Below are 13299 nucleotides of genomic sequence, written 5' to 3'. Positions count from 1 at the left end.
TTCACCAAGGATTAGATGTACGGCAACATGCGACGCACGAGAGCCTTGTCGGCATCGTGAATCTGCTGCATGCCACGCAGCTGACGCTTACGCTTGGTGGACTTCTTGGTCAGAATATGGCTACGGAAGGACTGCTTGTGCTTGAAGCCGTTGGCAGTCTTCTTGAAGCGCTTGGCAGCACCGCTATTACTTTTGATCTTCGGCATGAGGATGAACTCCGCTCGAGTTTTTTAGAAAATCCGGGGCCAATCGGCGATAGCGCGATAAGCAGCGCTATCGTCAATCCGTTTGACGGGCCGTCGGATCACTTCTTCTTGGGGGCAATGATCATGATCATCTGGCGCCCTTCCATCTTGGGGAAGGACTCCACGGTCCCGATGTCCTCGAGATCCGCGGCGATACGTTCCATCAGCTTGCGGCCGAGGTCCTGATGCGCCATTTCACGCCCACGGAAACGCAGGGTGACCTTGCCCTTGTCGCCACCTTCGAGGAAGCGAATCAGGTTTTTCAACTTGACCTGATAGTCTCCCTCGTCAGTGCCAGGACGGAATTTGACTTCCTTGACCTGGATTTGCTTCTGCTTCTTCTTTTGAGCAGCTTTCTGTTTCTTCTGCTCAAAGACGAACTTGCCGTAATCCATGATCTTGCAAACGATTGGATCGGCATTGGAAATCTGGACGAGATCCAACCCCTCGGCTTCGGCTCGCTCGAGGGCCTCGCTGGTATCAACGATGCCCAACTGTTCGCCGTCGGCCGCGATCAGGCGAACCTGATCCTCGGTGATGCGCTCGTTCATTGGCGGACGCTTGTCCTGAGGGCGTCCTCTGGGGTTGCTGCGCTTGATGGTTCCGTCTCCACTTTAGCCTTGGAAGATGTCGCACCGAGGAGCGATCGCATGATCACTCCTCGTCAGGAAATTACTGAACTCAATATACACTGAACTCAATGTACGATAGATGTACAGTAAATCCCCTAGTACCGCTCGGCCTTGACTCTCTCGATGAAGGCATCCACGCTCATGGTGCCCAGATTTTCGCCGCTGCGCGTACGCACAGCCACCGAGTCGGCCTCGACTTCCTTATCTCCCACAACCAGGAGATAGGGGACCTTCTGCAAAGTATGCTCGCGGATTTTAAAGCCGATCTTCTCGTTCCTCAAGTCCGACTTGACGCGCAGGCCAATTTTTTGCAGTCGCGCCGTCAAATCTTCCGCATATGACTTCTGCGCATCGGTAATGATCATGACGACAGCCTGCTCTGGCGACAGCCACAGCGGCATGGCCCCGGCATAGTGCTCGATAAGGATGCCGATGAAGCGTTCCATGGAGCCAACGATAGCCCGATGCAGCATAACCGGAGGCTTACGCTCACCTTCTTCCGTCACATATTGAGCGCCAAGTCTGCTTGGCATCATGAAATCAACCTGCATGGTGCCTACTTGCCATTCACGCCCCAGGCAGTCCTTCATGTGATATTCGATCTTGGGACCATAGAAAGCCCCCTCTCCCGGAAGCTCCTGCCATTCGACATCACAAGCCTGCAGGGCACTGCGCAGAGCATTTTCGGCACGATCCCAGACATCATCTTCACCAATTCGCTTGTCTGGCCGCAAGGCGATCTTGATGGCGATGTCTTCAAAGCCGAAATCGCTATAGACCTTAAGGGCCTGACGATGGAAGTTGGTGACTTCCGATTCGACTTGTTCCTCGGTACAGAAGACATGACCGTCGTCTTGAGTGAAGGCTCGTACACGCATGATGCCATGCAATGCGCCGGAAGGCTCATTGCGATGACAGCCACCGAACTCGCCAAAGCGCACCGGCAGCTCACGATAGCTGCGCAACCCTGAGTTGAAGACCTGCACGTGCCCCGGACAGTTCATCGGTTTAAGGGCATATTCGCGCTTTTCCGACTCGGTGAAGAACATGCCATCGGCATAGTTGTCCCAATGGCCGGACTTCTTCCACAAGGAGACATCCATGATTTGCGGGCAGCGAATTTCCTGATAACCGCCATCCTTATAAACGCCACGCATGTACTGCTCAACTACCTGCCATAACGTCCAGCCATTGGGGTGCCAAAACACCATACCCGGCGCCTCTTCCTGCATATGGAACAGGTCCAGACGACGCGCCAACTTGCGGTGATCACGCTTTTCGGCTTCTTCAATGCGCTTGATATAAGCCTTGAGCTGCTTCTTGTCGCCCCAGGCAGTACCGTAAATGCGGGTCAGCATGGCGTTGTCGGAATTACCACGCCAGTAGGCACCCGCCAGCTTGGTCAGCTTGAAAGCCTTGAGATGACGGGTGTTGGGCACATGAGGCCCGCGACACATGTCAGTATATTCCTGGTGGTGATAGAGACGAATCGTCTCTCCCGCAGGAATCTCGCGCACGATTTCCTGCTTGTAGGGTTCATCACGCTCGACAAACGTCTTCATGGCCTTGTCAGCATCTACGTACTCGCGGATGACGTCATATTCCTCATCGATCAGCTGCTTCATGCGGCCTTCGATCTTTTCGAGGTCATCCGGCGTGATTGACTCGCCAAAGTCGATGTCATAATAGAAGCCATCATCGATAACCGGACCGATGGCCATCTTGGCATTGGGATAGAGCTGCTTGACGGCATGACCGATCAAGTGGGCACAGGAATGTCGAATGATTTCCTGTCCTTCTTCGTCACGCGCCGTAATGATCGCCACCTCAGCGTCGTGCTCGATCATGTCCGCGGCGTCTACCAATACGCCGTCGATCTTGCCGGCTACACAAGCCTTGGCAAGTCCTGGACCGATGCTTTCGGCCAGAGCCATGACGCTGACGGGTTCATCGAAAGTTCTCTGACTGCCATCAGGCAGTGTCACGATGGGCATGAAAATATCCTTTCTCGCGCAGTGGTGATCCATACCAAGGATCACATGTCGCAGATTGAGTCGTGGGTGAAACAGCGCACTAGAATAGCAGAACAGCCCCGACCGGCGCCACGCTCAGCGATGGAGAGATGCTCCATGCAGAGCAGGCAAAAAAACGAGGCGCCCGAAGGCGCCTCGTTGTCGTCACTACCCCGCCCTAGGACAGGATAATCATGCTCAGCAGAGGATTAACGCTGCTCGCCCAGCATGACGCGACGGTTTTCAGCACGACCCTGCTCGGTGTCGTTGGAAGCGATCGGGTTCTCTTCGCCATAGCCGGCAGCACTCATGCGCTGCGGGTCAACACCCTGGCTGGCCAGGAAGTTGGCAACGGAGATGGCACGAGCTTCAGACAGCTTCTGGTTGTAAGAAGCAGCACCGGTAGAGTCGGTGTAACCTTCGATACGCACATTGACGTTCGGGTTGTTGCGCAGCACTTCAGCCACATGCATCAGGTTCTGCTCGGCGGCAGGCGTCAGCCTGGCAGAGTCGAACTCGAAGTTGACACCACGCAGGGCGACATCATCTTCACAACCCAGAGAGTTGACCTTGACGCCAGCCGGAGTACCCGGGCACTGGTCCTGGAAGTCCGGCACGCCGTCACCGTCGGAGTCCAGCGGGCAGCCTACCGCGTCAACGGCAACGCCAGCCGGAGTACCCGGGCACTCGTCGATGTCGTCAGTGACGCCATCGCCATCGGAGTCGAGCGGAGCAGCCGCCGGTTCTTCAGCGTTCGGCTCGGCACACAGCAGAGCGCCAGCCACAGTACCCAGAGTAGCACCGATAGCGGCACCCTTATCTTCGTCGCTGTCGCTGGCAGTACCGTAACCAATGCCACCGCCGATCAGACCACCGGCAACACCACACACCAGCGGATGGTTGTACCAGGCTTTCTGGTCGTAGGAAGACTGGGCACCAGAAGTGGCGCAGCCAGACAGGCCGACAACCAGAGCAGAGCCGAGCAACAAGCCAGTCGTTGATTTTTTCATGTAAGACTCCTTCTTTTTGACACTCTGTGCTGAATAACCGAAATCCGACTATTTCAGCGATCCAAAATTGTGCCGAATGGGAAACAGGATAGGTTCGCTGTTTCCTCGCTGGCAAGATAAAGTACGAAATGTCCCGTCCAGCCAGTCTGAATGACGCAAACATTTCACTACTTACCACCACCGAGCCCGCCATGACATATCCCTTGGGGGCCCAATCCCTTGCACTACGCAATGATGACGTATCACCTCTACACAATCAAACCCATATAAGCGAGAAAACGCATCTTGTCGGTAATGAATTGTGCAAACAGCTCTATACATCATAAGCGAGTCGAACAGTGTTCGCGATAAGTTAGTTTAGACTCTCGGGGTAATTTGCGCGAAAGTCGAGTACCGACTGTGCAGCTTTGAGAACCTTATCCCGGTTTGAGTCCTCAACAGCGATTCGTTGCTTGTCTTCCTCAAAACGCGCTTTCGGGGTTAAATCCTTGCGCGCCTGATGTGTATGGAGATGACGGGTCTGTTCATATACTTCTGCAAAGATGCGGAATTCCTGGCGATAAGGTAATGAAGGATCAAGCAGTTCCAGCAACACCTTGCAGCGCCAGGCCCCTTCGGTGATATCTACCTGGCCCTGAAGCAAGGCAGCAGCAACGAGTTCCAGGTTTTCCAGGCCATTTTCCCGTGCCATGCGTTCCTCTTCATGACGAAACGCCTCCCGCCGCTTCACTTCCTTCTGCAGCACCAAGGCATACCAGGCCAATGCCAGAATGATCACAACACCCAAAATCAGCAGGCTGAGGGCCAGAGTCGTCGACATGATGCTCCTCGCGATAGGCAAAAAGCGGCATTTTACACACCCACCCAGACCTTCGGTAGGAACGGTACGAAACTCATTTTCATATCGGTATGAAACAGCCTCGACATTCAGTTGATCGAACCTGACAAGGACAGGTAGTGATCCAACAGAAGCAGACCAAAGATAGCGAGAAGATAGCGAATGGAAAACCAGAAGGCCTGCAATGGTGCCTTGTCATCCTTGCCCCGCCATACCCGCAGGTTCCAGGTCATGAAGCGTATATTGAGGAGACAGGCACCAACGAGGTAGGGCCATCCCGCCATGCCAATGGAAAATGGCATCAAGGTTGCTGCCACTGTCAGCCAACCATACAGCCATACCTGTAACCGAGTGAATTGATCACCATGGGTCACAGGCAGCATGGGTACACCGGCAGCGGCATATTCATCACGCTTATGGATGGCCAGGGCCCAGAAGTGTGGCGGTGTCCAGGCGAAGATGATCAGCATCAACAACAGAGGCTCTGCCGCCAACTGGCCGGTAACACTGGTCCAGCCAAGCAAGGGAGGCGCTGCTCCGGCAACGCCTCCAATGACGATATTCTGAGGTGTAGCACGCTTCAGGAAAATGGTATAGACCAGCGCATACCCCACCAGCGATGCCAATGTCAGCCAGGCCGTCAATCCATTTACCAGAAGTGACAGCAGTAGAACCCCTGAAACGGAAAGCAGCAGCGCCCATGCCAATGCCAGCGACGGTGGAAGGCGACCTGCCGCCAGCGGCCTTCCAGAGGTCCGCAGCATGACCGCATCGAGACGCCGGTCGACGACATGATTGATTGCCGCTGCACCCGCAGCCGCCAGGCCTATACCTGACAAGCCGAATACAACGGCATGTAGAGGAGGCAATGGCGCTGCCAGCAGCATTCCGACGAGGGCACAGACCAGCATCACTGCTACCACACGCCATTTACACAACGCCATCAAGTCGCGCCACAGTACCTGTGAGGATGGGTCTCCTACCGACCATGTATCACGCATATAACCAATCCTCCGGCCGGGTCAGAGGCTTCCTTGGCGGGGCCACTTCAGTATAACGCCGCTTCCAGCACACCAAGACGAAGGAAAAGACCAGCAGTATCGCGCCTGCCGTATGCATCAGCGCCAGCCCTGGCGGTAGCCACAACACGACATTGGCCGCCCCCAGCCCTGCCTGCAGCACGAGAGCTGCGCCAAGACTTGCCAGCCAGGGCCGTATCTCTGATTCCCGCCAATGACGCACGATGAGTACCATCAGCAACACTGCCAATGCTGCAGCCCCCAGCCGATGAGCGAAATGAATGGTCGTACGCGCCTCGGCATGCAGTTGGCCATACAGATAGTTCGGGCCTACGTTCTGGGTAAGATGAAATCCCTCGCCCCAGTCCGTTTCCGGCCACCATTGCGCATTGCAGGTAGGCACGCCATAGCATGCAATTCCCGCGTAGTTACTCGAGGTCCACCCCCCCAACGCCAGTTGCAGCACTAGAACCGCTCCGGCCAGCTTCCACAACACACCGACAGGGCGACGCACCAAACGTCGCTGCCCACGACTTACTCCTCGAAGGCGCAAATATAGCCACAGGAAGGCCGTCATTACCGCCAGGCCGCCGAGTAAGTGCAAGGTCACCACCTGGGGCCACAGTTTCAGGGTAACGGTAAAGGCACCGAATGCTCCCTGCACCATCATCAGCAGCAACATCCCCACGATCAAACGCCATGGGAAGTCACGCAGGTGACGCAGGCGCCAGCTCAACAGAACCAGAGCCACGACCAGTATTCCGAGTGTCATGGCAAGATAACGGTGAATCATCTCCATCCATGCCTTGGAAGCTTCAAAGGCAACATCGGGACTATGTAGATTCGCCACATCTTGCCCTGGTACAACAAGCGCCCCATAGCACCCGGGCCAGTCCGGACATCCCAGTCCTGCATCCAGCAATCGTGTCCAGGCACCCGCCAGGATCACGATGGCAGCGAACAGTGCCCCACACAGGCTCATCATCCTGAGCAGAGTCAAGCGGGACAGACTGGCTTTGCTATAGCTGCTCACCAGTCGGATATGGTGCGAACGCCCCATATGATGACGAGAAACATGTGCAGATCCGCCATTAGCTTTCATGGCCTACCTCCTCTGCATCCCGAGTCATACTGCTCTGCTCTACAGCCATATCACTCTGTTCCACGGCTATATCACCAGATTCATCATTACCAACCACGACGACGGGTTCACGCTCATCCCTGACTTCGGCTCGTTCAGGCTCGGGATTCATCTTGAACAGCTTTTCAATGTCATCGAGCACAAGCGCCGTCTCAATGCCGGCATCATATTGAAGTACGACCCTTCCTGCGGGATCGCTGATCCATGCAGTGCCCGGTGATGCCCAGGATGGAACGGCTCCCTGCCAATGAGTGGCGCTCTCGCCAGGAAGCTCTGAGGTCTCTCCACCTATTCTCACCCGGCTGAGGCGGTCGGCATCCTTACCCAAGGCTCGGTGCAGACGCCACCACCGGTCAGCCTCCTGGTCACATGACTCAGAGCAGGTATACACCAGAACCCAATCCCGAACACCTTGCTTGGTGGCAGCATCGACAGGCCAGGTAGCCAATGCAGGCAAACCAGGGTCAAGGCGACCATGAGCGGTCCGTTCATCTGGGATACCGACTCTCCAGGTCACCATTGCCCAGGCCACCAGCATAGGCAGCGCAAAAATGGCGAATAGTGCGATGAGCTTCATCCTTGGGCCGATCCGAGTCATTCTCATGTCTCCGTCGTCTGCGATACTGCCCTGCACCCTTCTTTCCGGATGCGTACACGCTTATCCATAAGCAAGCGCCGTGCACCAACGACCAACGCCACCAGAGCCACCAAGGTCAATCCCCACCATTGAAACGCATAGGCAAGATGACGCTCGGGGGGCAGCACGCTTGCGACCCACCAGTAGGGTAGACTTCCCTTGCCCTTTTCCTGATGTACCCAACCCGCCCAGGAAAAAGGTTCTGCCCAAGCATCGGGCTCAATACGTTGCAGGCGTTTGCCTTCCATGACATTCCCGAATACGGGAGCCTGATCACCCGCGGCCTGCCAGCGACCTTCAATGACGGCTTCACTACCCGGTGTGGAGGCTGCCGGGTCCGTTCGAGAGACACCTGTCTCCAGAAAACCACGGTCGACAAGCCAGCGCTGGCCGATCTCGTCTATAAAGGGAGTCAGAACAGCAACACCGAGATGACCGTCGTGGGTCACATTGTCCAGGAACAAGGTCTGCTCGGCCTCGAATCGGCCTCGCAGCTGCAGCTTTGCACCATCGACCGGCTCCGCTTTGGGCGCCTCTATCCGGGGAGCCTCGGCCAATGCTTCCAGATATGCCTGCTTGTCGGCCGCCCGTCCCCACTGCCATATTCCTAGGTACACGCCCAGAACAGCGAGCGAGACACACAGCACGCACCACAACACCAGACGCCTGCCTGTGTCTGGAGAACTTTTCGAACCGGAACGGAACCCCATCATGCTGATCAAGCTCCTGATTGCCGTCGTATTCATTGCCATGCTGGCCAGTCTTGCCGCAGGCGTTGGTTTCCTGCTCAAGGACGGCAGCAAATCACACCGCCTGCTGACATCCCTGAAGATTCGCGTCACCCTGGCCAGCGTGCTGCTCATTCTTCTCTTTTATGGCTTCTATCTTGGCGAACTCGGTTGATATCTCGACGTCTTCTGAACCTGCAGGGCGATGCAATAGGGCGCAGTTACAAAGCCTAGTGACAAGGTCTAGCTGTAAGACATAGCGATAAAAGACATAGCCACAAGACATAGCTACAGGACATAGACGAAGAGGAAGAGCCCGATCCAGACGACATCGACAAAGTGCCAATACCAGGCAGCGGCCTCGAAACCAAAATGATGCTCAGCGCTGAAATGCCCGCGTAGCACTCGTACCAGCATGGTCGCCAGAATGATGGTGCCAATGATCACATGCAGACCATGGAAGCCTGTCAGCATGAAGAACGTGGAGCCATAGATGCCCGCCTGAAGGGTCAAGCCAAGATGATGATATGCCTCGTAGTACTCATATCCCTGTACACAGACGAAGGTAGCGCCCAATAGCACGGTAATCAGCAACCAGAGCTTGGCTCTGCTGCGCGCCCCCTTCTTGAGCCCATCATGAGCGATGGTCAGGGTAATGCTGGAACTCACCAGCAACACGGTATTGAGCAACGGCAGTTGCCAAGGGTCCAGGACATGTTCCGGTCCCTTGATGGAAGTATCCGGCGGGTTCAACAGCGGCCAACTGGCGGTGAAGTCGGGCCACAGCAATGCTGCGACCCCCTTGGCTCCATCCCCATCCAGCCACGGCAGCGCCAGGTTTCGCACATAGAACAGTGCGCCAAAGAAGGCGGCGAAGAACATTACCTCGGAAAAGATGAACCAGCCCATGCCCCAGCGATAGGAGCGATCCATCTGTGCATCATTGCGTCCCGCCATGGATTCGCGGATGACGTCCCGAAACCAGAACCCCATGACAGCCAGAATGGCCACCAGGCCAATCAGCATCACCGGAGTCCCCACCGGGCCATGCACCAGCCAGGTACCGGTACCGGCCATCATGATGCCCAATGCCAGAGAGCCAAAGATCGGCCACTTACTGCTCGTCGGCACGTAGTAGCTGCTACCACTCATGGTTTACCTCCCGACATGCTGATCAGACTGCTGTATTTCCCTGTTCTTTGATTTCCGACCCTTTCATTCCTGGTTCCTTGACGCTCAGTTTCATATCGCCGTTGCTATCGCAGGCGAGATATCGCTATCCGGATGAAGATACCTCCATTTCCTGAGGATAGAGCGTGTACACCAAGGTCACCGTGCGAATATCCTCGGGCAGTTGTTTATCCAGTTGAAACACTAGGGGAGCTTCCATTTTCTCTCCTGGTCTCAGGCGCTGATTCTGGAAGCAGAAACAGGCTAACTTGCGCAGATGCAGTGCGGCTTCCGACGGTGTCACGCTGGGCACTGCCCTGGCAACATCCACCTCCTTGCCAAGATTGGTGAAGGAGAAATGCACTTCTGTACTTTGTCCCGGATGCACCCTCACCTGACGCGTCTGTGTTTCCAGCCGCCAAGGCAGGCCAGCGCTGGAACGAGTAATGAACTGCATGGTCACGGTGCGCGAACTGTCAACGTCTCCGCTCACCAAGGACTGCGCCTTGGCCGAAGTCTTGCCATTCAAGCCGGTGACCTGACAGAAAACGTCGTACAGGGGAACCAGGGCAAAGGCGAAAGCGAACATGCCCGCCAGCACGACCAGGGTCTTGATGACCGTGCGATTGACGTTTCGCTGAGTGTCCGGGTTCGGAGTTGCCATCGCGCTTTCCTCATTCCTCTGGGTATCTTCCTCTTAATACGTTAGTGCCTGTCTCCTCGACTCTCTCAATGGTCGGCCTCAGCAGGACGATACTGAGGTGGCGTTTCAAAGGTATGCAACGGCGCCGGGCTCGGTACCGTCCACTCCAGGTCCACGGCACCATCCCAGGTCTTGGCGGGAGCCTTCTCCCCTCCGCGCGCGCACATGAACACGATCACCACAAACAACAGTTGTGACAGGCCGAACATGAAAGCGCCGATGCTGGACACCATGTTGAAGTCTGCAAACTGCAGGGAATAGTCGGGAATCCTGCGCGGCATGCCGGCCAGTCCAGAGAAATGCATGGGGAAGAACGTCAGGTTCACCCCGATGACCGACAGCCAGAAGTGCCATTGGGACAGACGCAGATGGGGATAATGCCCAGTCCACTTGGGAAGCCAGTAGTACACCGCCGCCATGATCGAGAAAATTGCCCCAGGCACCAACACATAATGGAAGTGGGCCACGACAAAGTAAGTATCATGATATTGGAAGTCCGCTGGAGATATCGCCAGCATCAAGCCGGAAAAGCCACCGATGGTGAACAGGATGACAAAGGCAATGGCAAACAGCATCGCCGGTTCATAACTGATTGAGCCGCGAAACAGCGTGGCCACCCAGTTGAACACTTTCACCCCGGTAGGCACGGCGATGAGCATCGTGCTGTACATGAAGAACAGCTCCGCCACCAGTGGAAGCCCTACCACGAACATGTGATGAGCCCAGACCATGAAAGACAGGATGGCAATCGAGGCAGTGGCATACACCATGGAGGCGTATCCGAACAGGGGCTTGCGGGCAAAGGTGGGAATGATCACTGACACGATACCGAAAGCCGGCAGGATCATGATGTATACCTCGGGATGACCAAAGAACCAGAACAGGTGCTGGAACATGACCGGATCACCACCGCCTCCCGCATTGAAGAAGCTGGTGCCGAAGTTGATATCCATCAGCATCATGGTCACCACGCCGGCCAGTACCGGCATCACCGCGATCAGCAGGAAGGCGGTGATCAACCAGGTCCAGACAAACAGCGTCATATCCATCATGCGCATGCCTGGTGCGCGCAGGTTGAGAATGGTCGCGATGATGTTGATCGCCCCAAGAATCGAGCTGATGCCAGCGATATGCAACGACAGGATGAAGAAGGTCGTGGAAGGCGGCGCATAGGTCGTTGACAGCGGCGCGTAGAAGGTCCACCCGAAGTTGGGTGCGCCACCAGGCATGAACAGCGTGCTGAGCAGTAAAGTGAACGCGACAGGCAGCAGCCAGAAGCTGAAGTTGTTGAGCCGAGGTAGCGCCATGTCCGGCGCTCCAATCTGCAATGGCACCATCCAGTTGGCCAGGCCGACAAATGCCGGCATCACCGCGCCAAACACCATGATCAGGCCATGCATGGTGGTCATCTGATTGAAGAATTCCGGCTGCACCAGCTGCAATCCGGGCTGAAACAACTCTGCCCGAATGACCAGGGCGAAGACGCCCCCAATGAGAAACATCAGCAGAGAAAACAGCAGGTACAGCGTACCGATCTCTTTATGATTGGTCGTCAGTACCCAACGCAGCAGCCCCTTGGGAGGGTGGTGGTGGGCATCTGCACCGCCTGCCGCATCGGCAGTACCTTGTTGCACAGGATGCTTGGGAGGTAGTGACGCCATGGCGAAGATCCCCCTGTTGGCTACCCAATCATTGATAAGATGATCTTTTTACTGAGCCCAGCCCTCTGACGTTTCCAGGCTCAAATCCCCATGTACTGTTTTCTGCCCCGGCTTTCTGCTCCGGCCCCTGGCACTACTCAGCCAGTTGTTCAGCAATTTCCGAAGGCTGTACAACATCCCCGGTGTCATTACCCCAGGCATTGCGTTCATAGGTAATCACTGCGGCAAGCTCGACAGGGCTCAACGTGGTCCGGAAGCCGGGCATTGGTGTGCCCGCCACACCATTCAGGACAGTATCGAGATGATGCTCACGATCATCGAGCAATGCCTGATTGCCCGCCAACGCAGGGAATGTCGGCGGCAAGCCTGCACCGTTGGGTTGGTGACAGGCAGCACAGATCGAGCCATAGACCTGTTCACCACGTTCCATCAGCTCATCCAGCTTCCATTCACGATCGGCCCCTGCTGCTTCCTCGCTGGCAGCGGACTTGCGTTCGGCCAGCCAGGCATCAAACTCTTCCTCTTCCATCGCCTGCACCACCACCGGCATGAAGCCATGGTCCTTGCCACATAATTCAGCGCACTGGCCACGATAGATACCCGGCTCATTGATCCTGACCCAATTCTCGTTGACGAACCCGGGAATGGCATCCTGCTTCACTGCCAACTCGGGAACCCACCAGGAATGGATGACATCGTCGGATGTCATGAGCAGGCGGACTTTCTTGCCTACTGGTAATACCAGGGGTTGGTCGACCTCCAGCAGGTAATTCTCCCCTCTTTCCTGATCTCCGGAAATCTGTTCCCGAGGAGTGGCAAGGCTGGAAATGAAATTCACGTCCTCTCCCAGGTAGGAATACTGCCAACGCCATTGCTGGCCGGTAATCATCACATCCAGATCGGCCTCGGAGGCGTCGTACATCTTCTTGAGGGTGGCAGTGGCCGGCACCGCCATGCCGATCAGAATCAGTAGAGGGATCGCGGTCCAGATGACCTCGACCGTAGTGTGTTCATGAAACTTGGCCGCCTGAGCACCCTTGGAGCGACGATAGCGGAACAATGAATAGAACATGGCGCCGAACACTACCACGCCGATCACGACACAGATCCAGAAGATCGTCATGTGCAAGGAGTGCACTTCCCGGCTGATATCCGTCACGCCCACCGGCATGTTCCAGCCCGCCGCCTGGAGCTTGCCGTTTAGGCTCAGCTCTCCACTCAATAACAGCGTTCCCGCAGTCATCCATACGTGCCACTTGCGCATCGATGCCTCCTGGAGCGTGCAGGGGCCCTACTTCGCCGCCTGCATAGCGATGAAGATCAAAACAACCACAAAGAGAATGCCCATAAGGATGCCCACCAGTATGAAACTGATGGGCTTACCAGAGGTGAAATCCTGCCGACGCCGGGACTCGCGTTGAACGCCAAAGAAAGCTGCGAGTACCGACTTGACAGTGTTCCACATGACCACCTCCGCTAGATCCCTTATGCCTGACCATAGTC

The 13299-nt window shown here is 56.0% G+C and carries 15 protein-coding genes; 1 reads left to right on the top strand and 14 read right to left on the bottom strand.

What is annotated here, in order from left to right; genetic code table 11:
- Positions 1–11 precede the first annotated feature (11 nt).
- The 9 genes from rpmI to Q1K07_RS06640 form a co-directional block, all read right to left on the bottom strand.
- Positions 12–206 carry a 50S ribosomal protein L35 gene (gene rpmI / locus Q1K07_RS06680; RefSeq protein WP_021817420.1) on the bottom strand — a complete coding sequence of 65 codons (195 nt, stop codon included), beginning with the start codon at positions 204–206 and terminating at the stop codon, positions 12–14.
- Positions 207–304: 98 nt separating this feature from the next.
- Positions 305–844: a translation initiation factor IF-3 gene (gene infC / locus Q1K07_RS06675; RefSeq protein WP_300309536.1), complete on the bottom strand. Its 540-nt coding sequence runs from the start codon at positions 842–844 to the stop codon at positions 305–307.
- 128 nt (positions 845–972) lie between these two features.
- Positions 973–2871 carry a threonine--tRNA ligase gene (thrS, locus tag Q1K07_RS06670; protein ID WP_300309330.1) on the bottom strand — a complete coding sequence of 633 codons (1899 nt, stop codon included), beginning with the start codon at positions 2869–2871 and terminating at the stop codon, positions 973–975.
- 227 nt (positions 2872–3098) lie between these two features.
- On the bottom strand, positions 3099–3899 hold the full coding sequence (locus Q1K07_RS06665) for an OmpA family protein (protein WP_300309329.1): 801 nt from the start codon (positions 3897–3899) through the stop codon (positions 3099–3101).
- Positions 3900–4251: 352 nt separating this feature from the next.
- A complete protein-coding gene (locus tag Q1K07_RS06660) occupies positions 4252–4719 on the bottom strand; it encodes a DUF2489 domain-containing protein (RefSeq protein ID WP_300309328.1) in 468 nt (155 codons plus the stop codon).
- A gap of 107 nt (positions 4720–4826) precedes the next feature.
- On the bottom strand, positions 4827–5738 hold the full coding sequence (gene cyoE, locus Q1K07_RS06655) for a heme o synthase (RefSeq protein WP_300309327.1): 912 nt from the start codon (positions 5736–5738) through the stop codon (positions 4827–4829).
- Positions 5731–6858, bottom strand: coding sequence for a COX15/CtaA family protein (locus Q1K07_RS06650; RefSeq protein WP_366945038.1), 1128 nt, complete (start codon positions 6856–6858; stop codon positions 5731–5733). Before Q1K07_RS06650 ends, cyoE begins: the two co-directional genes overlap by 8 nt.
- On the bottom strand, positions 6848–7495 hold the full coding sequence (locus Q1K07_RS06645) for a hypothetical protein (RefSeq protein ID WP_300309326.1): 648 nt from the start codon (positions 7493–7495) through the stop codon (positions 6848–6850). The genes Q1K07_RS06650 and Q1K07_RS06645 overlap by 11 nt, the downstream gene beginning before the upstream one ends.
- Before the next feature lie 2 nt (positions 7496–7497).
- The gene (locus tag Q1K07_RS06640; RefSeq protein ID WP_300309325.1) at positions 7498–8247 is read right to left on the bottom strand and encodes an SURF1 family protein; all 750 of its coding nucleotides are present in this window, start codon (positions 8245–8247) and stop codon (positions 7498–7500) included.
- On the opposite strand from Q1K07_RS06640, the gene Q1K07_RS06635 reads away from it, so the two are divergent.
- A complete protein-coding gene (locus Q1K07_RS06635; RefSeq protein WP_300309324.1) occupies positions 8246–8437 on the top strand; it encodes a DUF2909 domain-containing protein in 192 nt (63 codons plus the stop codon). The two genes, Q1K07_RS06640 and Q1K07_RS06635, sit on opposite strands and share 2 nt — an antisense overlap.
- A 113-nt stretch (positions 8438–8550) precedes the next feature.
- Here Q1K07_RS06635 and Q1K07_RS06630 read toward each other — a convergent pair whose 3' ends face one another.
- The 5 genes from Q1K07_RS06630 to Q1K07_RS06610 form a co-directional block, all read right to left on the bottom strand.
- Positions 8551–9414, bottom strand: a complete 864-nt coding sequence (locus tag Q1K07_RS06630) for a cytochrome c oxidase subunit 3 (RefSeq protein ID WP_300309323.1) — start codon at positions 9412–9414, stop codon at positions 8551–8553.
- A gap of 124 nt (positions 9415–9538) precedes the next feature.
- Positions 9539–10096, bottom strand: a complete 558-nt coding sequence (locus Q1K07_RS06625) for a cytochrome c oxidase assembly protein (protein WP_300309322.1) — start codon at positions 10094–10096, stop codon at positions 9539–9541.
- Positions 10097–10161: 65 nt separating this feature from the next.
- Positions 10162–11796, bottom strand: a complete 1635-nt coding sequence (gene ctaD / locus Q1K07_RS06620; protein WP_300309321.1) for a cytochrome c oxidase subunit I — start codon at positions 11794–11796, stop codon at positions 10162–10164.
- 133 nt (positions 11797–11929) lie between these two features.
- Positions 11930–13060 carry a cytochrome c oxidase subunit II gene (gene coxB, locus Q1K07_RS06615; protein ID WP_300309320.1) on the bottom strand — a complete coding sequence of 377 codons (1131 nt, stop codon included), beginning with the start codon at positions 13058–13060 and terminating at the stop codon, positions 11930–11932.
- A gap of 27 nt (positions 13061–13087) precedes the next feature.
- Entirely contained in the window at positions 13088–13261 is a 174-nt protein-coding gene (locus tag Q1K07_RS06610) for a DUF2970 domain-containing protein (RefSeq protein ID WP_300309319.1), read from the bottom strand.
- Positions 13262–13299 lie beyond the last annotated feature (38 nt).

The sequence above is a fragment of the Halomonas sp. genome (genome assembly GCF_029263665.1).
Taxonomy (GTDB): Bacteria; Pseudomonadota; Gammaproteobacteria; order Pseudomonadales; family Halomonadaceae; genus Halomonas.
Note: the sequence above shows the minus strand (reverse complement) of the source record. Positions and strands in the feature narration are given on the sequence as shown.

Excerpts from the sequence above, each read along its gene's own strand:
- rpmI (WP_021817420.1), bottom strand. The coding sequence starts at position 206 with ATGCCGAAGATCAAAAGTAATAGCGGTGCTGCCAAGCGCTTCAAGAAG.
- thrS (WP_300309330.1), bottom strand. The coding sequence starts at position 2,871 with ATGCCCATCGTGACACTGCCTGATGGCAGTCAGAGAACTTTCGATGAA.
- Q1K07_RS06665 (WP_300309329.1), bottom strand. The coding sequence starts at position 3,899 with ATGAAAAAATCAACGACTGGCTTGTTGCTCGGCTCTGCTCTGGTTGTC.
- Q1K07_RS06660 (WP_300309328.1), bottom strand. The coding sequence starts at position 4,719 with ATGTCGACGACTCTGGCCCTCAGCCTGCTGATTTTGGGTGTTGTGATC.
- cyoE (WP_300309327.1), bottom strand. The coding sequence starts at position 5,738 with ATGCGTGATACATGGTCGGTAGGAGACCCATCCTCACAGGTACTGTGG.
- Q1K07_RS06650 (WP_366945038.1), bottom strand. The coding sequence starts at position 6,858 with ATGAAAGCTAATGGCGGATCTGCACATGTTTCTCGTCATCATATGGGG.
- Q1K07_RS06645 (WP_300309326.1), bottom strand. The coding sequence starts at position 7,495 with ATGACTCGGATCGGCCCAAGGATGAAGCTCATCGCACTATTCGCCATT.
- Q1K07_RS06635 (WP_300309324.1), top strand. The coding sequence starts at position 8,246 with ATGCTGATCAAGCTCCTGATTGCCGTCGTATTCATTGCCATGCTGGCC.
- Q1K07_RS06640 (WP_300309325.1), bottom strand. The coding sequence starts at position 8,247 with ATGATGGGGTTCCGTTCCGGTTCGAAAAGTTCTCCAGACACAGGCAGG.
- Q1K07_RS06630 (WP_300309323.1), bottom strand. The coding sequence starts at position 9,414 with ATGAGTGGTAGCAGCTACTACGTGCCGACGAGCAGTAAGTGGCCGATC.
- Q1K07_RS06625 (WP_300309322.1), bottom strand. The coding sequence starts at position 10,096 with ATGGCAACTCCGAACCCGGACACTCAGCGAAACGTCAATCGCACGGTC.
- ctaD (WP_300309321.1), bottom strand. The coding sequence starts at position 11,796 with ATGGCGTCACTACCTCCCAAGCATCCTGTGCAACAAGGTACTGCCGAT.
- coxB (WP_300309320.1), bottom strand. The coding sequence starts at position 13,060 with ATGCGCAAGTGGCACGTATGGATGACTGCGGGAACGCTGTTATTGAGT.
- Q1K07_RS06610 (WP_300309319.1), bottom strand. The coding sequence starts at position 13,261 with ATGTGGAACACTGTCAAGTCGGTACTCGCAGCTTTCTTTGGCGTTCAA.